A 21,749-nucleotide genomic window follows, 5' to 3' on the forward strand; every position below is an offset into this window, starting at 1 on the left:
TTGCAGGAATCATTGTATGTTTTTTGGTTATTGTGTTATTCTTTACTCACGATCCCGATCTTATAAATACTAATCACTGGTAACATTACAGCAGACTTTCATGAGCAATATCGGATCGTTCTCTCAATTCTTTTCCGGCTCATTCTTTTCGTTTAGGTAGGGGTCTGGATACGTTGCCGGACCCCTGTAATAATCGATTACTACAACCGTTGGTTGTCAGGAGATGTATACCGATGAACAACATACAAAAAACGCACATATTGATCCTTCATCAAAAGCAAACTACCAAATCATGTAAGGAGATACGATGCAACTAACTTTGAACGAGAAACGTCTGCTTCTCGAACTTGAAAAAACCGGGACCACAACTCCGGAAGAGATGGGAAGTATTCTTTCCCGGCCTGCTGAGTCAGTTGTTCAGTATGGGGGACTCTTATCGCAGAAAGGTCTTGCAACTGTTGAACGGAACGTCACAACAACACTATCCCTGACTGAGGAAGGAAGCCGGTACTTGACTGAAGGTCTCCCGGAACGTCAACTCTATGATAGTTTTGGTGACTCCTCTTCCATTGCAGATTTGAATGCCCATCCTCATGCAAAGATAGGGCTTGGCTGGATGAAACGGCTTGGCTGGGTAAAAATAGAATCCGGAATGGTCAAAAAAACCGGAGATGCAACCCTCTCTCCTCTTGAAATCAATCTGAAAAATCCTAATGCCGCTCCAGCTGACATCAAAAAGGATCTTCTCAAGCGAGGCCTTGTTATAGAAGATGAATCTGTAAGATATTTAATCTGTATTACTGATGAGGGGAAAAAACTGGCTGCAGCCGGGATTACACTTACTGAAGAAACCGGAACCCTGACTGCAGACCAGATCAGCTCCGGAGCCTGGAAGGATCTTTCTCTTCGCCGATATGATATCACGAAGCTCCCTCGCCCTGTCTGGCCCGGAAAGATTCACCCGTACCAGCGTATGATCGATGAGATGCGACGGATTCTTCTTGACATGGGTTTTACTGAACTCCATGGAAGCATCATTCAGGGAGCCTTCTGGAATTTTGATGCCCTGTTCCAGCCTCAGGATCATCCGGCCAGGGAGATGCAGGACACATTCCACCTTGCCGGAAAGCAGGATCTCCCGGGAGGTTGGGAAAAAGTCCGTGATATGCATGAATCTGGAGGCGATACTTCATCAACCGGATGGGGAGGGAAATGGGATCCTGAAAAAGCAAAGGCAACAGTGCTTCGGACTCATACCACCAGTCTTTCTATTCAGCACCTTGCAGGGCATCAGAATCCTCCGGTTAAGGCTTTTTGTATCGGCCGGGTATATCGTCGGGAAGCAATCGATCCAACCCACCTTCCTGAGTTTGAACAACTCGAAGGCATAGTCATGGATTCGAATGTGAACTTCCGTAACCTGCTTGGATTTTTAAAAGAATTTTATGTACGGATGGGATTTGAGTCGGTTCGGTTCAGACCCGGATACTTCCCATATACTGAACCCAGTGTCGAACCAGAAGTATATATTGAGGATCTCGGCTGGGTTGAGCTTGGTGGGGCAGGAATTTTCAGAGAAGAAGTAACATCACCCTGGGGTATTAACTGCCCGGTTCTTGCCTGGGGTCTAGGCGTCTCCCGTGTTGCCATGCTGAGGATGGGTCTTACTGATCTTCGTGAACTATACCAGAGTGATATAGACTGGGTACGGAGAATGCCGGTCGTTCATGGAGGGCGATGCTGATGCCGGTTGTTTCACTTCCTTACAAATATCTGGAGCGTCTGTGTGGAACAGACCGACAGACTATCATAGATCACCTCCCCATGATTGGTTCAGATATCGAACGTATCCTCGAGGAGCAGGTGGATGTTGAATTCTTCCCGTCACGTGTGGATCTCTATTCAACAGAAGGTGTTGCACGTGCCATGCGAGGTTTTCTTGGACTGGAAACCGGAGAAGAGACCTATTCTGTTACTCCTTCATCTATCTCGTTTTCTGTTGATGATAACCTGAAAGATGTCAGACCTTACATCGCTTCAGCTGTAATCAGAGACATTCACCTTGATAATGAAGCGATCATCAGTCTCATGGGAGTACAGGAGGCACTGCACTGGGTAGTTGGTCGTGGCCGGGCAAAAGTAGCCATCGGTGTTCATGATCTTGATAAATTGACCCCTCCATTCAGATATTATGGAGCGCCATTAACGAGATCATTTGTTCCACTGGATTATGATCGGGAGATGACGCTTGCTGAGATCATGGAAGAGCATCCGAAAGGACGTGACTATTCCCATATCGTGAAAGACAAACCGGTCATGCCACTTATTGAGGATGCAAATGGCAATGTTCTTTCATTCCCGCCCATCATCAACGGAGAATTAACCAGGGTGACTGAATCATCGACGAACCTTCTCCTTGATGTAACAGGAACCGATGAACGTGCAGTTATGACGGCCCTGAAGGTTTTATGTACAACTCTCATCACTGCTGGAGGAAGATGTGAAAGTGTAACCGTCAAAAATTCTGTGATGCCAGATCTCTCCCCGACTCTTCGGGAAATTCATGTTGGATCCTGTAACAAACTCCTTGGGACATCATTCTCTGCTGAAAAAATTGCTGATATCCTGAAGAAGATGCGATATGGTGCTGAGAAATCAGGAGAAGATATTGTCTCAATACGAATCCCTTGTTATCGTGCAGACATTATGCATGAATGGGATGTGTACGAAGATGTTGCAATCGGAACTGGATTTAGTAACCTTGAAGCTGAGTTGCCTCCCACTTTTGCAACTGGGTGTGAACACCCCATCAATACCCTTGCATCATCTGTCCGTGATATATGCTGTGGATTAGGATACCTTGAGGTCATGCCGTTCACGCTTTCAAACGATGAGATCATGTACTCTAGGATGAAGCGTGAACCTGATCCAAAAGCGCTTCGTGTTCTTCACCCGATATCAGAAGAACAAACACTTGTCAGAACAGATCTTCTCCCCCTCCTTCTGGATCTGTTGAGAATGAACAAACGGCGCGAACTTCCCCAGCGGATTTTTCACACCGGGGATATCGTCTCTGATCTACAGACGTTCCAGAGTCTTGCTCTTGCTTCAACCCATCCAGGGGCTGATTTTTCAGAAGCTTATGCAACTGTTGATGCCCTGATGAGAGAACTTGGAGTTGCATATACTCCAGCAGAAAGTTCTGATCCTGCCTTTACATCCGGAAGAGCCGTTGATATTTTGGTTAACGGAAAAAAAGTTGGAGTATTTGGGGAAATACACCCAGGAGTATTAAACCTGTTTGATATTGACCAGCCGGTCGCGGGTATTGAGATTTCTCTTCATCTTATTTTTCAACAGTAAGGAAACGAAATCTTAAACCCGTTTCCCGTCTCAGCATAGGACATTCACAGCCTATGCAGAAACGACTCACTATTCTGGTAACCGGCCGGGTACAACGGGTCGGGTACCGGGGATTTGCCAGACTGATTGCAAACCGGCATGGAATTTTCGGATATGCTGAAAATCTTCCGGATGGATCAGTCAGGATTGTTGCTGAAGGGGATGAAGACGACCTTGCCAGGTTTTGCGAGGATCTAAAAGCTGATGATGAACCACTTATTTTAGTAGAATCACTTATGGTCTCTGAATCAGCCTATGAAGGAACCCTTACTCACTTTGAAGCTCATTTTGGTGATTTTCAAAAAGAGATGTTTCACCGGTCAGAACTTGGTCTTGAATACTTGAAAGAGATGATCAAGCTCCAAAAGCGGAGCCTGAAGATGCAGGAAGAGATGGTGTCTGCTCTGCGTGACATGAAAAAGGAATCAAGAAAACGCCGTGAAGTTTTGGAACGGGTTATTGAAGCAATTCATACTCAGGGGATTGGTTAATGAAAGTAGAAAAGCCAGCGTTTCCGGTAGTTGTTGCAAATCTTGCTCCAGGTATGGTTGTAGATATCAGGGCACTTGAACAAATTTCGGTCCGGGAACCATGTGAGATTATTGTATATTTTGAAAAGGACCTTGCATATAACTCAACATATGAGAAGGATTTGAATGAGTATGGAAAATTTGAGGAACATGAACGTCCATTCATTCATCTCCCTGTCTTTCTGGAAATTCAGCGGGAGATGAATCCTGCGTTTAACGAGGCACTGAGCGTTATTCCTCTTGGGGTGTCTATTGTCAGGATAGAACAGGATGGCACTATTCCCAGAGTTATCGGATTACTTCCATTTCTTGATGAGATGGATGTATCCTAATCTTTCTGAGATTCTTTTCCAAATTGTATAATTTTCATATATTTTCGCTCATTGTCTTCTAATAATAAAGATAAGGTTATAATGAGAAGTCCTTTTAAATAATAAACCCTATGTCGCTATATATGTGGGTAAAAATATATTCCAATTTTTATGATCCGATGCTAATATCTTTCATGAAAGAAGAAGAATTTCTGTAGTATGGCAGTCAACATGGGGCGGGGTATTGGGTCCGATATCAGGGAACAGTTTCTCACATTAAAAGTGATGGCGAATAATATCAAGTCACAAGAACAGTTTTTGATGATGGTGGATCGACAGGATATCATACCTGATATGGCCCGCCGATTATCCAAGGAAGCTGTATCCTCTGATCTGATCTCGAATAAACGTGTTTTGTTGGATTTTTTGTATAATATGCTGGTTCGAACAGGTCCGGATGAACCACATATGGATGTCGAATTTCATTATATCATTATTGGAAAAGGTTTTTTTGAAGTCGACAAGAGTGTTCTCTGGATGGAGGATGTTGAACTTTCAATCCCATTTGAAATTGGAGACAAATTTGGGAAAAAAATAGTTGGTGAAGATGTAACTGATGCGGTTAAAAAAATAATGGCTTTTTATAAAGAAGCAGAATTCAGGTTTGACCAGGAACAGTTTGGTAACCTTGAGCGGTGTTCACTCCTCATTCTCGAAGAGCATTACCCTCAGTCATCATGGCATATCAGAATGCGATTACCTGCAAAAATATTAAATGATTATCCGGTTAGTATCTGACCGCTCTTCTTTTCTCCCTGACCTGGGTATGATATATTTTTAATTTCTCCAAGGTTTTTTAGCACACCATCAGCCCGAGTGACAATCTGATGTAGGCGATATGTCTCTTCTGATGATGCAAGAAAACGGATCTCTTTTATTGTGTCGATTACTTCTTCAAGCAAGTTTCCAGATGAATCAGTAATTTCTGTTTTAGCTCCTGTCCCGCTCTCTCCTGGAAGAATAATTGCAACGATAAAATGTAGTACTCCTTTTTCCATAAGTGGCAGCATATCGACTCTGTATCTATGAGGTGTCCCTTTTATGGGAATTGGTCCGTTTATTGAAAATCCTTTGCCTTCTTTAAACCGGTTCTTTCCTGAGGCCCATATCTTTCTACACAATTCGGGTAGTTCGTCTATAGAGGAAGGTGTGGAATCATATTGATTCGTAGTCATCCGATGAAAATTACGGAATGCAGGATTAGAATAGGTAATGGCTCCATTTGTTGATAAGAGGATCACTGGGTGCGGTATAGCCTGAACAGCAAGAATACCGAGCCGTAAATCCTGAGGACGAGCAGGTTGAGGAGCAGGAATAGCAGCTGGAGTCTGGGTTTCCTGTCGACGGTCCATACCTCCTCGTGGTTCTTCAGGCTCGCTTCTTGCTGAAGTGGTTCGATAGAGTTTGTGTTTGTGTGCCACCATCTCGATATTGCTATACAGTTCCCGCTCTTTAAACGGCTTAATCAGGTATCCGAACGGGCCTGATTCTACTGCTCTTTTTATTGTGTCTTCATCCGAATGTGCTGTCAGATAAATGCTTGGGATATTATACTGTTGGTAGATCAGTTTTGCCGTTTCAATACCATCCATATCTCCCTGAATTCGAATATCCATTAATATGAGATCTGGGTGCTTCTCCCTGGCAATTTCGATAGCTTCTCTACCATCAAAAGCACTACCTACAACTTCGTATCCCAGTTCTTTCAGAGTCTTCTCAAGCATTACTGATGTAACTGCCTCATCTTCAACGATCAGTATTCGTCGTGGACTCATTTTTTCCCCTGCCCCCATCTATTTTTGGAAATGTAACGGTAAATACCGTTCCTTTATCACTGGAAATATCAAGTTTTCCCCGTAACTGATGTGTCAGCTGGGATGTTAGTTCCATGCCAAGAGACTGACTTTTCCTAACATCGAAGTCTTTTGGAAGCCCCCGTCCATTGTCGGCCACCTGCATCTGGTATGACTGAATGTCCTGAGTGAATGAAATTTTGATCTCCCCATCCTGATCAGGTTCAAATGCATATTTTACTGCATTCATAATAAGTTCATTCAATATCAGTCCGCAGGGAATACATCGTTCGATATCAAGGACGATTACAGGATCCACTCTGACAATGAGTTTTAGTCTCGCTGATATACCTTCATATTCCTGTTTAAAATGATCAACCAGTTTGCTTATATAGTCTTCTACACGGACTCTTCCTATATCTCTTGAATTATATAATAATTCATGAATCGAAGCCATACTATAGACCTGACTTCGACACTCCTGGATGATCTCCTGGGCCCGTGGATCCTGAATTCTCATTGATTGAAGTTTTAAAATTCCGGATATTATCTGAAGGTTATTTTTTACCCGGTGATGAACCTCTTTGAGAAGGAGCTCTTTTTCATGCAATGATGTTATGATCTGTTTTTCTGTTATAACCCGATCTGTCACGTCATTGTAGATGAGAAATATCTCCACATCAGTTCGCTCTGTTCCAACAGGAGCACTACTTAGGAATATATCAAAATATCGCAGACCATTTGGATATTGTATTGCACATTTCTGGATCGTTCTTGCTTTTTTATCAATTAAGATATCAGAAAGAGCATCATGTAACTCCTGGTCTGCTGCATGAAAGAGTGACTGAAAATCCGTACCGATGAGATCAATCTTTGTTCTCTGTTCAATCTCCTCTGCTGCCCGGTTTATATCAATTATCACCGTATTCTCTACCGTTCCTTCACTCTTAAAGATAATACAACCGGCTGCCATGAGCATAAAGAGCGTTTTCAGACGAGTATGGTACATTTTTACCTGATCATCAAGGATTTTCTGTCTGGTGATATCCATGACGATTCCTTCAATTCCTGTCAGAGTCCCGTCAGAATCATATATCCCGGTACCTTGCTCAAGTACCCATTTGAATTTATTTTCTCTTGTTAAAATCCGGTATGTGAGGCGGAACATGACATTTTTCTCAATTGCACGAGTAATTACTTCAGGGATGTGACTTCTGTCATGCGGATAAATGAGTGATCCCCAGGATCTGACAGTATTATGAGTTATTTCATTTGGATGAAAACCAGTTAGGAGATACACTGCTTCACTGACAAAGTCCATGGTTCTTTCTTCATCAATATGCCCATGATACACCATACCTGGAAGGTTCCTGATGAGTGCCTTCATCCTGTTTTCGCTGTTCTTTAATGCTTCCTCTGCGAGTCGGTCAGAGATATATCCACCAACCTGGACGATAATATCGGTGACAAAGCGTTGGAGTGATACCTCAAAGACATCATGTTTATGGTAGGAAAAAATATGGACTGCACCAATTTTTTTCCCATGATGATGCATACTGGCACAAATGTCTGTTTGAATGTTTTCAATTTCTCCTAATACCGGAGTTGTCTGCATGATCTCAGGTTGTTCCCGAAATTGGGTTTTCGCGTGTTTTAAGATCGCTTGAAGCAGAGGAATAACCTGTTGCTGGACAGGTTGTGTGTGATAACCAGGCACGTTTCCACTTGCAGTGGCAAGGGACAGATCTCCCTCATAAAATAAATATATTCCAACGCCATCCATTCCGGAGACGTCAAGAATTGCACGAGTACAGATGAGCAATGTTTCTTCGAGGGTCTTTGCATTGGCATTTGCCAGCGCAAGGTCGCGTTGTATTTTTAGGTTTTTTTCTGCTCTGAATAATTCAACTGACTTCGTAATGGCGTGGGCAAGTTCGGCAAAAACAACCTGGGGAAGTTTTTCCTTTTGCATGTAAAAGTTAGCCCCATTGTTTATCGCCTCAATTGCAATCTCTTCTCGTTCTCGAATGGTAAAGAGGATGAAGGGGATGGTACTATGAATTTCCCGGATTTTTCGCAACAGGGCAATTCCATCCATCCCAGGCATGGAATAATCAGAAATTATTGCATCTATTGTCTGGTTTTCAAATACCTCTAATGCCTCATTTCCGGATGATGCAGTAATTGTTGCAAATCCAAACTTCTGTTCCAGTATTCGTTGCTCAAGTTCCAGGAGTTCGGGTTCATCATCAACAAGCAGAATGCGTATCATCTGGTCTTTTCAATTGGGTCATGTTTTTAATTAACCGTATGGGTTCATGGAAGGCCTTAAAAATGAATAGAGATTATCGCATCTCTCTTGCTATTGAGCAGAACAAAGTCATAGAACCTGCTTTGAAAAATGTCCTTGAGACCTCGACCGGAATAATTGTGTCATCCCTTCTGACATGAGTTGATATCACCCGTGATATCCCAGATTCTTCTTCTGCGTTTTCCCACATTTCATCCCATATTTCTTGTGTTATCTCTTGGTTAATGTCAAAAACTGAAATATGGGATATCTCTTCCTGCGTATATCCAAGCAGCCTGCAGCTTGTTTCATTCGCCCGCCAGAGATCTCCTGATCGTTCAAATAGGAGAATTGAGTCTGATGCATGGTTAAAGGCGGCTTCAATGATGAGGAGTTCACGCTCGATCCGTTCTCTGCGTGCTATCTCTTTCATAAGGTCCTGGTTAGCCTGCCGCATCTCTTTCGTACGCTGCTTAACAAGAGCCTCAAAACTTGCATGAAATGTGTTGAGTTGTTCTTCGAGGTGTTTTTGTTTCGAAATGTCATGCCCTACAGCCAGATACCCGGAAAGAGTACCATTCTCGGTAAATATTCCCCGGTATGTCCATTCCTCGAATGCCACCATTCCATCTGGTTGAATCGCTTTAAATGAAATGGTCTGTGTGGGAGAAGAGGGTGTAATTTCACGTTTTATCTTGGATAAGCGTTCGATGTCCACATGCGATATTACTGGTTCATAAGGGAATCCGAGCAACTCCTCCGGTTTTCTGTCCATCCTGATACAGAATGGATGATTTACCCGTTTGAGGATGCCATCAGGTGTACATCGGAAAACAAATTCTGTTAGATCCTCAGATACCATCCTGAGTTCTTTCTCACAGATCTCAATCTCCTGTCTGATCATGGCAAGTTCAGTGATGTCTTCTATGAGAAATGAGCATCCTGCCCGGCCATCATCAAATACAATAGGAACAATCCGGATGTGCAAAACTCTCTGCATCTTTTTTCCGGTTAATGAAAGATCTATTTCATCTGGGGTTCCCAAGACTGCACGCTTACAAATGTCAGTCATGGTGTTATGAGTAAGAGAGTGAAGAGCGGGATCGGAGAGATCTTTACCGGTAATGTCGCCCTCGATACCACAGATTTCTGCTAGGTCTGATGAGTAGTCTTTCACTATCAGCCGTGCTGAGAAGAGGATGTATGGACCATTATAAAAATTACGGATTACTGCTGCTGGGATTCTGTTTGAAAGGTGATATATTTTTGATGTTCCCATGATCCGAAGGTCAACATCACCTTTCATCTGAAGCATATCCAGGTATTTCGCTGCAGTTGTCCGATGTAGATGTAACTCCTGTGATATGTCAGTTATTGACATCCCCTGTGGAGATCCTTGTAACAGTTCTTTAATGGTCCGTATTTCTTCGTAATCTCCAATCATGATATGTGTGACTCCGATTCATTCCAGATACAGGAGAACAAATGTCGTACATATACATCCTGTTTTCATCATGATAAATCTGACTTCTTTTCATATTGTTGAAAAAAAACAATATTGATAATGAAATCTAAATAAAATTTCAATAATTATTGAAAATAAAACTAATAATTAATTTTTATTATGTACAACATATCTGTACTACCTATACAAATAATTAATTTATACGCAATCCTTCTATTTTCTGATGCTTAGCATTATCAGTACGAGATATACATGCATTCTTTGTGTCATATTTCTGGAAAAGCCAGATGATAAATGTGGGCTATTTATAAAAGGAGTTGGATAATGTCAGAGAATTTTGAAGTTGTGATGAATTCTAAATCGTACCTGCCAGATCCCGAATTTCAAGAACAATCACACCTTGGAGATTACAAAAAAGCATATGGGGGCTTTAAAGCTGATCCTGAATTGTTCTGGGATCAAATGGCTAGGGAAATTGACTGGATAAAGCCTTGGAATAAAGTTCTGGAATGGGATTACCCATATGCCCGATGGTTTAATGGTGGATCACTCAACATAACCACCAGTTGTCTGGATCGCCATATTAAAGCTGGGAGAAGGAATAAATTAGCATTAATCTGGCGTGGTGAAGACGGGGAAGAACGGGTATTTACCTATCGTCAACTCCACCGGGATGTAATGCGATTTGCAAACGCACTAAAAAAAATAGGGATTTCAAAAGGTGATCGGATCTGTTTTTACATGCCTCTGGTTCCTGAGCATATCATTGCATTGTTAGCCTGTGCTCGTATAGGAGCTGTTCATTCTATTGTGTATGCAGGATTTGGGGCAGAAGCTCTTCATTCCCGTATTCGGGATGCTGAAGCAAAAGTTGTTATCACAGCCGATGTCGGGAAACGCCGGGGAAAAGTTATCTCACTTCGAAGTATTGTCGATGATGCCATCAGGAATGCACCAAGTGTTGAGAAAGTCATCGTCTTATGTCGTGAGAAATGTTCGGTAGAGCTGTATTCAGAAATGGAAGAAGACTTTTACGGTCTCCTTGAGGGCGTTGATACAGACTGCCCCCCGGAAGAGATGGATGCAGAGGATCCCCTGTTTATTCTTTACACCAGCGGAACTACCGGGATGCCAAAAGGAATCGTCCATGCATGTGGAGGCTACGCAACCGGTGTTCACTACACTGCAAAGTATATCTTTGATCTAAAGGAGAATGATGTCTTATGGTGCACTGCTGATACCGGATGGATCACGGGCCATAGTTACATTGTTTATGGGCCGCTTGCTGCAGGAGCTACGGTGGTTATCACTGAGACTACTCCTGACTGGCCTGACCCCGGGATATGGTGGAGCATTATTGAAGAATTGGGGGTTACCATTTTCTATACCGCTCCAACAGCCATCCGTATGTTCATGCGGGTGGGAGAGGAATGGCCGAATAAGCATAATCTGGATTCACTCCGGATTATTGGATCTGTTGGAGAACCTTTGAATCCGGAAGCATTTGAGTGGTACTATCGGGTTATTGGAAAGAGCCGGTGTCCAGTCCTAGATACCTGGTGGCAGACTGAAACTGGAATGCACATGATTACAACACCTCTTGGTGAACCAATGAAACCCGGTTTTGCAGGATTACCTATTCCTGGTATTGAGGCAGACGTGGTTGATAAAGATGGTAATAGCCTACCACCTGGTCAGGGAGGTCTTCTGGTCATAAAAAAACCCTGGCCATCCATGATGAGGACTGTTTATCGCAATGATGAGCGGTATCGCAAATACTGGAACCAGATTCGGAACTATTACACTGCCGGGGATCTTGCAGTAAAGGATGATGACGGTTATATTATGATCCTGGGCAGGTCAGATGACATCATCATTGTGGCAGGTCATAATCTTGGAACTGCAGAGGTTGAATCAGCACTCGTTGAGCATGAAGCTGTAGCAGAAGCTGCTGTAATCGGGGTACCTGATGAAATTAAGGGACAGGCAGTCAAAGCATTTGTCATTCTGGTCAAAGGATTTGAGCCAAGTCAGAAACTGGTTTCAGAACTTATATATCATGTCCGGATGAGCATCGGGCCAATTGCGATGCCTGCTGCAATAGAATTTGTTGATTCTCTTCCTCGGACTCGAAGTGGGAAAATTATGAGACGAATTCTCAAAGCAAAGGAGATGAACATGGACCTTGGTGATACTTCAACTCTTGAGGAGTAACAAGAACATGGCTGATACCTCATTCTCACAAAACCAAAGTAATCCCATGTTTTGGGGTATAGATGCAGAGAAAGGGAGATGGATTCTCGTATTTCTTGGGATGGCTATAAACCTGTGTCTGGGAAGTGTATATTCCTGGTCGGTTTTTGTTGGCCCACTCACCGAATATTTTACACAGACATTAGGACAGGCTGTAACCGCTAGTGAGATCCTTATGCCATTCTCTGTATTCCTTGCCTGTTTCGCCATAGCAATGCCATTGACCGGTAAATATCTTGATATCTACGGGCCCCGGAAGATTATCATGGCTGGTGGTGTCTTGACCGGACTAGGGTGGATTCTGGCATCATTTTCCACATCTGTCCTCATGCTCTATTTCCTATATGGGGTAATCGGCGGACTTGGTGTGGGTATTGCATATGGAGCCCCTGTTGCAGCAGCTGCCAGATGGTTTCCTGATCGACGGGGATTTGCAGTTGGCCTTGTCCTACTGGGATTTGGGTTTTCGGCATTTATCACTGCAAATCTTGCAGGTGTATTGATTGGGATAACAGGGGTCATGGGAACGTTTCGGATATTTGGACTAGCATTTTTAATTCTGACTCTACTCCTGGCTATTCCATTCAGGTTTCCGCCATCTGGCTGGACTCCCAAAGGCTTTGCTGGATCTCCAGCAGCTGCTTCATGTGCCTGTTCAACAGCCCTTCCAGAAATGGTCAGGTCAGGACGGTTTTATGCCCTTTGGCTATGTTATTTTATCGGCTGTCTGGCTGGTCTTATGGCAATATCAATATCAAAACCGGTTGGATCAGAAGTGGTCGGGATTGAGGCAACTCTTGGGATTATGCTTGTCGGATTTTTTGCAATTTTTAATGGAGGAGGAAGGCCGGTCTTCGGGGCATTGACCGATATGATAAATCCCCGGAATACGGCAATTGTCTCATTTATCCTTATCGGAGGAGCATCATTGCTTATTGCATCTGTCCCTTCAGTTCCGGTATACATACTGGCATTTGCCCTTCTGTGGGGATGCCTTGGTGGATGGCTTGCAATAGCTCCTGCTTCTACTGCCCGGTTCTTTGGAACTGGTGATTACCCGCGATGTTATGGAGTAATCTTTCTTGCATATGGGGCAGGTGCAATCGCCGGGCCACAGATCGCAGGATACATCCGTGACGCAACAGGTTCGTACCTCGGAGTATTTCCCGTAGTGGCCGTACTTGCACTTATTGGGATCATCACAGCATTTTTCATGAAAGACACATAATTCTTTTTTTAAAAGAGCCGGCATTTTTCTTTGCCATGAGAAACAACTAATGTGAAATGATTGATTCTATCAAATCCTTTCATCGACTCATGTATCTGATTCTTCTCATCCTGCTTGGTATCGTTCTTGTTGTTTCAATTATCAATCTTGGAATTACTGTATTCATGTTTCTTGTTGATGATAGCGGATTTATTTTGGAAAGCCATGAGATTATCCAGATATTTGGATATTTCCTCCTGGTTCTCATAGGTATTGAGTTTTTTGAGTCAATCCTGACTTATCTTCGCGATCATGTTATTCACGTGGAAGTAATAGTCATGGTTGCGATGACAGCGGTTGCACGAAAGGTTATCCTGCTTGATTCGGAGGTAACAGACATGCATCTTATCGGGCTCGGAATCCTGATATTGTCCTTGGGAATCGCGTATTATCTTATCCGCAAATCAAACCGTGAGAAGATTAAAGAAGAACTTATAAAAAGAACTCATGAGGCGTGATGAGTACTGATTTATAAAAAAGAACAGAAATGCACGGAATTTCCATGCATCCTATGTAATAACTTCAAACTTTTTCTACAGTGATTTTGACCCGGTCACCTGGCTGTAATCCATGTCCCTTTGGAACATCGATGTTAAACCAGAGAACTTTTGGATCATTTTGTGTGTTATCCTGTGACATCAGACAGTCTTTAAATTCGTTAATGTCTCCGACAAATTCTAAGTCTGACTCAAATGAAATGATCTCTTTCATACTCATGCATTCGGGAAAAAAAGATTTAATTCTTTACTGGGGATACCATCCAAGTGGTGCTGTTTGAGTAGCTCCACTTGACTATGGTCAGTTCCTGACAGATTTCTGCAAGAATTGCCATATTGGTCCCCACTTCTTTGGAAGACAGTCCCAGGTCTTTTGCAATATACTTGGACTTGAAATAATGCCTTCCTGAATCGAGCCCTTTTCTGAGGTAAGTAATAAGCCGGGACTGAGTCTCGTTGTACTTCTCTCTAAATTTTAAGTGTGATGGCATTATGCGACCTCCATCAGCGTACTTTACACATTCAATTGCAGACATTTAAAACTACTCTAATTATCATGATTTATCATGACTAATATCAGGCTGTTGGAAATTCTCCAATTTTTTCGGAAAGACGTGAAATAACATCTTTTCTCATTCCTTCAACGAATTTGATGCTTCCTACGACCAGATGGCCTCCACCATTAACTCCTGCTCCTGATATCTCATCACGGAGTTCGCGGACCATTTGGGGAATATTCATGAGGACACCCCGGGATCTTAGCACAACAAAATCAGGCCCGAATCCAAGTGTAACAACAGGTTCTCCGGCATATTGTTGACATAACCGATCATGAACCTCACCACATGTTTTTCCTGGTGGTGGGAATGTAAATTTGTGAGCATGGATCTCGACATCAATTTGGAAGAGGTGCGCTCCATTTGGTAAAGATGAAGAGATGACATGCGGCATACAGGTTTTCACCTGTTCAGAGATCGCAAACTCAGCTTCAGCGACCAGGAGATCAACCATATTCCGGTATCGGTCATGATCACCGTTCAGGTCCAGAATATCCTTGATAAGTTCTTTTCCGTCATTAAATCTGAGATAGAACTGTATATAATCAAGGGCAAGAGCGATTTTTCTGCAATCCTCTTCAGTGTACCGCTCAGCGACAAGGTTCAGGTACTGCTGTCTTTCAGGTGCTTCACTCCGATCGGCAACTCCAGCAACAGCGGCGATATGGCGCACCTGTTGATCCACTCCTGGGAAGATGAGCCTGGCAATTTCGGTCCCCAGCATTCCCGCTGTTATCCCATAATCTCCATCAACGTGGTAGGGATTGACATGAGCATTGAGGTACTGGTCCACAATTTCATCCGGATGATGGTGGTCAAAGACGATCATGGGGATACCATAGACCTTTGCCATCTTCATCGCAGGAAGATCTTCTTCTGTGGAACCATTGTCAGTCAGCATGATAAGGGGCATCTTTTGCCCGAACCTGATGTTGTCACGGGTCGCATAATCCAGGTCACGGACAATGTCTTCTATCTCATAGAATGGAGCTTTCGACGGTGCACGTTTGAAAAGATAATTTGCAGTATCATAATCTCCACCAGAGTCGTTAATAAGGGCAACAACGGCCTGCTCAATGGCAACTGCTGAACAGATACCATCAGCATCTGCATGGTGGCGGAGCAATATTGGCTGGGCGGTAAAAACTGCACGACGAATCTGTTTTGCAATCTTTCTCATTTCAGGTTTGAGTTTTTCAAGCACCGGACTTTCGATAAGAAGAGAAATTTCTTCCGGCTCCGCCCGATCATCGATAGCCTGCTCGATCCGGTCAAGTACTTCCTTTGCTTCTGGGCCATGTAGGACTTCAAGCCTGGCCAATTCAACCTGGACCTGACCTCCACGCATCATTACATCTCCGGTTGCCCGGACGGTGTCTCCCTGGTTTACATCTGGAAAAGCACGTTTTCCTGCTTCAATAAACCCTGCTGCATTTTCAGTTCCACTTTCGTCCACAAGTGTGAAGATGGTGGGCCCCGATGTCTGTTTTACCTGGGCCACCTGACATTCAAGAGTAACGGATCGTCCAACTTTTTTATTTAATTCCTCAAGTTTAGTTGTCCGTCTTTTGCAAACGACTGGTTGTATCTGGTATGATGAGATGACGATCTCCTCGAGGTCAATATTCCCATTGTCACGGATGTTTCCAACCCTAACAATGACCGTGTCACCCTCCTGGTGACTCATAAGCATATTGGACTTGTGGATGAGCCCCTTGATTGAACTATTCAGATATACGAACGCCCCAAAATTTGCAAAACCCTGGATTGTTCCTGTATATGTCTTTCCAATGACGATGTCAGTAATACTGCACCCATCGCCCAAGCTGTAAACTATTGTCTCTGTTCCTGTTGGCATACTATTCACCAGAGCGAGATCCGGCCCGTCAGCCGGCAGCAGGAATTCAAAAAATTCTGCTCCTTTGAAGGCGGAATGTAATGTATCGCGTCAGAAGAATACCACTCGTGTTCACGGAGCGGTTCATATGAGTGTTGATAGTATCGTCTTTTCTCCTATTTCAGGAGATCTGTCTGGAATGATCCGATAAGGGATTTCGTCTAACTTCATTTGCATTGCTGAGAAAAATGGTTATACATCCCTGAAGGGGACATCGAAAACAGTAAGATCATCCGGGGCTAGGATCTCTCCTGAAAAATGGGTTTTTGCATCGGCTATATGGGTATCGATTGATGTGTACCGGGTACTGAAATGGAAGAGAGCCAGGCGGTGGGCTTTCAGGGCTTGTGCAACAATACCTGCTTCTGCCGCAGTTGCATGCATGAACTCTCTTGCCCGCTCCTCTTCCTGGTGGTCAAACGTCGCATCATGGATGAGGAGATCTGCATCCTCTCCGATATCTGCAAGTTCTGAAAGAACCGGCCGGGTATCCCCGGTATAAATAACTTTTCTTCCTGGCCGGGGTGGGCCCATAACCATATCCGGAGTAATGACCCTTTCTTCGCCGTCAATTGTGATGGTAACCGGAGATCCCCTTTGCAGCTTTCCAAAGAGCGGTCCGGGTCTGATACCCAGCTCGATGGCACGTTCACGGTTAAACCGCCCAGGTCTCATATTCTCTTCAAATATATATCCTACCCCGGGAATGCCATGATCTACTCCAAAGACCCGGATTGAATACCCTTCATAGATGAGCAGATCACCCCCCCGCACCTTTTGAGATTCTACTGGGAATCCCAGCCTGGTTCTACATAATCCTTTGATATCAGTGACCATATCATGGACACAATCAGGACCAACGATAGTCAGTGGCTGCTCCCGTCCGTTAAAGGACATGGTCTGAAGAAGGCCAATGATCCCGAGAAAATGGTCTGCATGCCAGTGAGATATGTAGATGACTTCGGGTGAGAACCCTGCACGCGCCTTCATCATCTGTCGCTGAGCTCCCTCTCCACAGTCAAAGATCAGATCATGAGATCCCCACTTTAAAAGTATGCAGGGAAGATTCCGTGATATGGTAGGAAGTGCCCCTGATGTTCCAAGGAAAAAGAGCTGCAGGGTCTCTCCGGCTATTATCTCCACCCCCATACCTGGGCTAGGGAGCGTTTTGCTTCAGGAATTGATCTTCCCTCTACAACCACTACTCCCCGGTATTCTCTTATAAGGGCTTTCGAAACCTTGTTCCAGTCTATCGTTCCTTCACCGATAGCAAGGTGCTCATCAGATTTCCCATGGTTATCATGGATGTGGACATGAGAAGCAGATTTGAGTGCCTTGATAAAGTCATTTACCTTTCCCATTGTATTCGCATGACCAAAGTCAATCGTCATGGAGACTCCTTCGATCCCTTCGATAATCCCTTCTATCTCTTCGGGATATCTGCAAAGGAAGTCATGGATATCTGGCATGTTTTCAAGGCAGGCGATAACCCCGTATTCTGTTGCAGCTTTTCCTATCTCCCTCATTGCTTCCTTTTGCAGTTGCCAGATTTTATCGGGGACCAGTTTTCCGGTGCAGGAAAGGTATCCGGGATGGATGGTTATCCGATCGGTAATCTCTGATGATAATCTGATGCACTCTGAGAGTTGCCTGACCGTCTCCCGCCAAATAGGATCATTGATTGCAGCAGGATTGAGGTCACCAAACGGAGCATGGACTGTTGCCTGCAGGGTTGTAGATCGGAGAGTTTCGATAACTCTCTCGTACTGATCTTTCTTACCAAAATGGTAATTCCCATCTGCACAGATCTCCCACCCATCAAATCCTGCCTCTTCAATGCCATAAATCCACGAAATGTCTTCCCAGACTTTTGACGAGGACCCAAAAAAATATTTGATATTCATGTAGACTTCATCCCAGCCAGATACTTCCTGACCTTCTCCTGAAACTCTTCTCTGGTTCCGGTATTATCTATCTTCACAGATGCAAGTTCCATTGCTTTTCCAAGTCCAAACGAACATTCCCGTTCATCCCTGGCAATGAGTTCATGAATATTTTGCAGGTCATCTGTTCGTCCCCGTTCGGACAATCGTGCGAACCGGGTGATGAGCGGTGATTCGATGGAGACGAGGGAGAATTCAGGGAATGAATCTGAGAACAGAGTAACTTCTGCATCCCCTCTTACTCCGTCAACCAGTACCACAGATGCTTGTTGCCGGGCAATCACTGGTACACATACATGAGCTATTGCCGCCATGCCATATTTTTCTCTGAGCCCTCGAGCTATAATTCCCATACTTTCATCGGTCGGAGGAAGGCCCTGGTTTTTTACTTCTTCTCTGATAACATCGCCCATCACCACAACCGGGATTCCCATTTCCTGTGCGATAGCGGAGAATTCACCTTTCCCTGATCCTGGCATCCCCACTACTGCTATTACTCTCATATATTATTTCTCCATCACTTCGAGTGCGTATTCTGACTTTCCGGCCTAAGCGGTCTGCTATTTTTTGCAGATTATGTATATCAAGAGGTCTGATACCCATCAATACTCCCTGTTGTAAAACCAGGTCAATATCAGGGGCAACGTCATGGGAAATTGTCATGACTTCTTCCCCATATCCTGGAAACAAGGTTACCACGACTTCAAAACCGGGGAGTGTTCCGGAATGGTAGGCTGCAGTACATTGTGTCAGTGAATCCTTAACCTGTTTTCCAACTGCTCGTTCTTTCCCCCTTACGGTATACAAGTTCCATTCAGCTTTGACATCAAGGGCGATATGATCAATAAGTCGTTTATCGATTAGCTTTTTGATTACATCCGGATATACTCCGTTTGTATGTAACCCGGTAGAAAGCCCGATAGATTTGCTGTATTCTGCCAGTGAAAAAAGCGCAGCTGGTTGCATGGTTGCTTCACCTCCCGAAAAAATGACTCCACTGATGAGTAATGATGAAGAGCGGATGAGTTCTTTGATTTCATCAACGGGTCTTCTATCTTCACCAGACAGGATGCTCTGGTTGTGACAGTACCAACATTTGACCGGGCACCCTCGAAAAAATACGACGCAAACTGATTTTCCCCGCCAGTCTACCGTGCTGAGAGGAACAAAACCTCCGAAGTTGATATGTATTGATTCAGACACTACTCATGAAGGTTTGATCTCCCAGCTATAGAATATTCAGGGTGAATTCAAGGCAGAACAATATTTCTTGTTTTCAAATAAACAAAAATTGACTCTCTTTTGTAAAAAAGAGCCTTTATGTATCTTCTAAATGAACATATAGGCTATGTCAATAGTCGAGGATGCAAGAAAAGGCATCATCACCGAAGAAATGAAGGTCGTAGCAGCCCAGGAAGGCGTTACTGAAGATTTTATCCGAAGGGGGATCGCAGGTGGCCAGATAGTAATCCCGGTATCACCCTATAGAAAAGTAAAATTCTGTGGTATTGGTGGAGGGCTGAAAACCAAGGTGAACTGTTCTGTTGGAACCTCGACCGATATCGTCGATGTGGATATGGAAGTTGAGAAGGTAAAAGCTGGAGAGCGTGCTGGTGCCGATACCATTATGGAACTCTCAACTGGTGGCGACTTTGTTGAGGTTCGCAGACGGTGTATTGAAGCGACCACACTCTCCGTTGGTTCAGTTCCATTGTATCAGGCTTTTATCGAAGCTGCAAGAAAAGATGGAGCAGTCATCCATATGCGGGAAGATGACCTCTTCCGTATCACTGAGGAGCAGGCAAAACTTGGAACCAATTTCATGGCAATTCACACCGGTATAAACCGGATCACCCTTGAACGGCTTCAGCGCCAGGGACGACACGGAGGTCTCTGTTCGCGTGGTGGTGCCTTCCTTACTGCATGGATGCTTCACAATGACAAGGAAAATCCCCTCTATGCGGAGTTTGATTACCTGTGTGAGATCTTGAAAGAGCATGAGGTAACCCTCTCAACTGGGAATGGAATGCGGGCAGGAGCTGTCCATGATGCAACCGACCGTGCACAGATTCAGGAACTGATAATCAACGCAGAACTTGGTGACCGTGCTCATGAAATGGGTATCCAGGTTATAGTTGAAGGTCCGGGTCATGTGCCCCTTGATGAGATTGAGACAAACGTCAAGCTGATGAAGCGTATGTCGGGTAATAAACCATTTTACATGCTTGGTCCTATCGTTACTGACATTGCACCAGGATATGATGACCGTGTCTCGGCTATTGGTGCTGCCATGTCCTCCATGTATGGTGCTGACTTTATCTGCTATGTAACTCCTGCAGAACACCTCGCCTTACCAAATCCGGAAGAGGTTTATGAAGGTGTTTTCTCCAGTCGGATCGCAGCACATGTTGGTGACATGATCAAACTGAACAAACGTGACCAGGATCTTGCTATGGGTCATGCCCGTCGTGATCTTGACTGGGAAGCCCAGTTCAACCTTGCTATTAATCCTGCCCGTGCACGACAGATAAGAAGTGAGCGTGCATCAGCTGATACTGACGCCTGCACCATGTGCGGTGACTACTGTGCCCTGAAGATAGCCAATAAAGTAATCAAAAAACTAGACTAAATCTATTTTTATTCTTTTTTCCGAAAAAATCTTGCATGCTGAATGCAACAGTCAATGGATGGCAGTATCCGGAACCATAACTCTGTCAACCAGGGGAGAAGGGGACATTGTTGATATTACTGGAAAAGTGCAGGAGACAGTCTGTTTATCTGGAGTCAAAATCGGTCTGTGCCATGTGTTTGTGACTGGATCTACAGCAGCAGTGACGACCATCGAATATGAACCAGGAGTTCTCAACGACCTCTCTCGAGCTCTGTCGGTCTGTGCTCCGTCTGATATTACCTATGCTCACGATAGTCGGTGGGGCGACGGCAATGGAAGATCCCATGTAAAAGCAGCAATGGTTGGACCTTCGCTCACTATTCCGATACGTGATGGCGCGCTTATACTCGGAACATGGCAACAGATTGTTCTCCTTGAACTAGATATGAGGCCACGTCGGGATCGTCACCTTGTAATAACTATCATTGGTGAATGACTACGGTCATGTTTCATTTTCGTCTGACCAAAAGGCCCTGGAGGAAGATTTCTCTCCTCCGAAAATAGGATGTACGTTTAATCGAGCGGTACAGTTTCAAGTTGCGACACTAATTCCCAGACACGGGTTCGTGCATGAACCGGCATGTTTGGGTCACTGCTGATTTCATCAATCTTTGAAATTGCCTCTGCTGCCCGAAGACCAAGCTGGCGATCCTGGTTCTGGAGAATAGTACGGGTCTCATCTGCTACACGGCGGATATTTCTGGGGATGGTGCCATCGTCAATAATGGCGGATAACATCTGGATACAGATATCGATGGTTTGTTCTGGAGTTGGCATATTATCACCTGCTGGAACCTTCGCTTATAAGTAGAC

21 protein-coding genes are annotated in these 21,749 nt (G+C 44.2%); 10 read left to right on the forward strand and 11 right to left on the reverse strand.

Going from position 1 to position 21,749, the window contains the following annotated elements; all coding sequences use genetic code 11:
- The first annotated feature begins 307 nt into the window (after nucleotides 1-307).
- From pheS to KSK55_RS13960, 5 genes are all read left to right on the forward strand, one after another.
- Nucleotides 308-1,744, forward strand: a complete 1,437-nt coding sequence (gene pheS, locus KSK55_RS13940) for a phenylalanine--tRNA ligase subunit alpha (RefSeq protein WP_218607337.1) — start codon at nucleotides 308-310, stop codon at nucleotides 1,742-1,744.
- Nucleotides 1,744-3,363 (forward strand): phenylalanine--tRNA ligase subunit beta, encoded by a 1,620-nt coding sequence (pheT, locus tag KSK55_RS13945; RefSeq protein WP_218607338.1) that lies wholly within the window; start codon nucleotides 1,744-1,746, stop codon nucleotides 3,361-3,363. The genes pheS and pheT overlap by 1 nt, the downstream gene beginning before the upstream one ends.
- A 53-nt stretch (nucleotides 3,364-3,416) precedes the next feature.
- Complete coding sequence (locus KSK55_RS13950; protein ID WP_218607339.1) at nucleotides 3,417-3,893, forward strand: acylphosphatase; 477 nt, start codon at nucleotides 3,417-3,419, stop codon at nucleotides 3,891-3,893.
- Entirely contained in the window at nucleotides 3,893-4,264 is a 372-nt protein-coding gene (locus KSK55_RS13955) for a hypothetical protein (RefSeq protein ID WP_214420787.1), read from the forward strand. Before KSK55_RS13950 ends, KSK55_RS13955 begins: the two co-directional genes overlap by 1 nt.
- 198 nt (nucleotides 4,265-4,462) lie before the next feature.
- Entirely contained in the window at nucleotides 4,463-5,041 is a 579-nt protein-coding gene (locus KSK55_RS13960) for a hypothetical protein (RefSeq protein WP_218607340.1), read from the forward strand.
- On the opposite strand, the gene KSK55_RS13965 is transcribed toward KSK55_RS13960, so the two are convergent.
- From KSK55_RS13965 to KSK55_RS13975, 3 genes are all read right to left on the reverse strand, one after another.
- Nucleotides 5,023-6,078, reverse strand: coding sequence for a response regulator (locus KSK55_RS13965; RefSeq protein ID WP_218607341.1), 1,056 nt, complete (start codon nucleotides 6,076-6,078; stop codon nucleotides 5,023-5,025). The genes KSK55_RS13960 and KSK55_RS13965 overlap by 19 nt on opposite strands.
- A complete protein-coding gene (locus KSK55_RS13970; protein WP_218607342.1) occupies nucleotides 6,050-8,368 on the reverse strand; it encodes a histidine kinase dimerization/phosphoacceptor domain -containing protein in 2,319 nt (772 codons plus the stop codon). The genes KSK55_RS13965 and KSK55_RS13970 overlap by 29 nt, the downstream gene beginning before the upstream one ends.
- Nucleotides 8,369-8,441: 73 nt before the next feature.
- Nucleotides 8,442-9,830, reverse strand: coding sequence for a PAS domain-containing protein (locus KSK55_RS13975; RefSeq protein WP_218607343.1), 1,389 nt, complete (start codon nucleotides 9,828-9,830; stop codon nucleotides 8,442-8,444).
- Between the two features lie 345 nt (nucleotides 9,831-10,175).
- Between KSK55_RS13975 and acs the strand changes: the two genes are divergently transcribed.
- The 3 genes from acs to KSK55_RS13990 all read left to right on the forward strand — a co-directional run bounded on the left by acs (nucleotide 10,176) and on the right by KSK55_RS13990 (nucleotide 13,829).
- Nucleotides 10,176-12,065 (forward strand): acetate--CoA ligase, encoded by a 1,890-nt coding sequence (gene acs, locus KSK55_RS13980; RefSeq protein ID WP_218607344.1) that lies wholly within the window; start codon nucleotides 10,176-10,178, stop codon nucleotides 12,063-12,065.
- A 7-nt stretch (nucleotides 12,066-12,072) separates the two neighbouring features.
- Entirely contained in the window at nucleotides 12,073-13,332 is a 1,260-nt protein-coding gene (locus KSK55_RS13985) for an L-lactate MFS transporter (RefSeq protein ID WP_256664035.1), read from the forward strand.
- A gap of 89 nt (nucleotides 13,333-13,421) precedes the next feature.
- Nucleotides 13,422-13,829: a phosphate-starvation-inducible PsiE family protein gene (locus KSK55_RS13990; protein ID WP_218607345.1), complete on the forward strand. Its 408-nt coding sequence runs from the start codon at nucleotides 13,422-13,424 to the stop codon at nucleotides 13,827-13,829.
- Nucleotides 13,830-13,893: 64 nt separating this feature from the next.
- On the opposite strand, the gene KSK55_RS13995 is transcribed toward KSK55_RS13990, so the two are convergent.
- The 7 genes from KSK55_RS13995 to KSK55_RS14025 all read right to left on the reverse strand — a co-directional run bounded on the left by KSK55_RS13995 (nucleotide 13,894) and on the right by KSK55_RS14025 (nucleotide 19,468).
- Nucleotides 13,894-14,082 (reverse strand): hypothetical protein, encoded by a 189-nt coding sequence (locus tag KSK55_RS13995; protein WP_214420794.1) that lies wholly within the window; start codon nucleotides 14,080-14,082, stop codon nucleotides 13,894-13,896.
- Nucleotides 14,083-14,107: 25 nt separating this feature from the next.
- Complete coding sequence (locus KSK55_RS14000; RefSeq protein WP_214421322.1) at nucleotides 14,108-14,359, reverse strand: DUF7123 family protein; 252 nt, start codon at nucleotides 14,357-14,359, stop codon at nucleotides 14,108-14,110.
- Between the two features lie 85 nt (nucleotides 14,360-14,444).
- The gene (locus KSK55_RS14005; protein ID WP_218607346.1) at nucleotides 14,445-16,283 is read right to left on the reverse strand and encodes a DHH family phosphoesterase; all 1,839 of its coding nucleotides are present in this window, start codon (nucleotides 16,281-16,283) and stop codon (nucleotides 14,445-14,447) included.
- 231 nt (nucleotides 16,284-16,514) lie between these two features.
- Nucleotides 16,515-17,471, reverse strand: a complete 957-nt coding sequence (locus tag KSK55_RS14010) for a ribonuclease Z (RefSeq protein ID WP_306127608.1) — start codon at nucleotides 17,469-17,471, stop codon at nucleotides 16,515-16,517.
- Nucleotides 17,456-18,226, reverse strand: coding sequence for a sugar phosphate isomerase/epimerase family protein (locus tag KSK55_RS14015; RefSeq protein WP_218607347.1), 771 nt, complete (start codon nucleotides 18,224-18,226; stop codon nucleotides 17,456-17,458). Before KSK55_RS14015 ends, KSK55_RS14010 begins: the two co-directional genes overlap by 16 nt.
- Nucleotides 18,223-18,768, reverse strand: coding sequence for a dephospho-CoA kinase (locus KSK55_RS14020; protein ID WP_218607349.1), 546 nt, complete (start codon nucleotides 18,766-18,768; stop codon nucleotides 18,223-18,225). The genes KSK55_RS14015 and KSK55_RS14020 overlap by 4 nt, the downstream gene beginning before the upstream one ends.
- Nucleotides 18,722-19,468: an anaerobic ribonucleoside-triphosphate reductase activating protein gene (locus KSK55_RS14025; RefSeq protein WP_256664036.1), complete on the reverse strand. Its 747-nt coding sequence runs from the start codon at nucleotides 19,466-19,468 to the stop codon at nucleotides 18,722-18,724. The genes KSK55_RS14020 and KSK55_RS14025 overlap by 47 nt, the downstream gene beginning before the upstream one ends.
- Nucleotides 19,469-19,613: 145 nt before the next feature.
- Here KSK55_RS14025 and thiC point away from each other — a divergent pair, with 145 nt between their 5' ends.
- Nucleotides 19,614-20,894: a phosphomethylpyrimidine synthase ThiC gene (thiC, locus tag KSK55_RS14030; RefSeq protein ID WP_218607350.1), complete on the forward strand. Its 1,281-nt coding sequence runs from the start codon at nucleotides 19,614-19,616 to the stop codon at nucleotides 20,892-20,894.
- Nucleotides 20,895-20,952: 58 nt separating this feature from the next.
- Nucleotides 20,953-21,372, forward strand: a complete 420-nt coding sequence (locus KSK55_RS14035; protein ID WP_218607352.1) for a secondary thiamine-phosphate synthase enzyme YjbQ — start codon at nucleotides 20,953-20,955, stop codon at nucleotides 21,370-21,372.
- Nucleotides 21,373-21,449: 77 nt separating this feature from the next.
- Here KSK55_RS14035 and KSK55_RS14040 read toward each other — a convergent pair whose 3' ends face one another.
- Nucleotides 21,450-21,713: a UPF0147 family protein gene (locus KSK55_RS14040; protein ID WP_109941945.1), complete on the reverse strand. Its 264-nt coding sequence runs from the start codon at nucleotides 21,711-21,713 to the stop codon at nucleotides 21,450-21,452.
- Between the last annotated feature and the right edge of the window lie 36 nt (nucleotides 21,714-21,749).

It is taken from the genome of Methanospirillum hungatei (assembly GCF_019263745.1).
Lineage (GTDB): Archaea > Halobacteriota > Methanomicrobia > Methanomicrobiales > Methanospirillaceae > Methanospirillum > Methanospirillum purgamenti.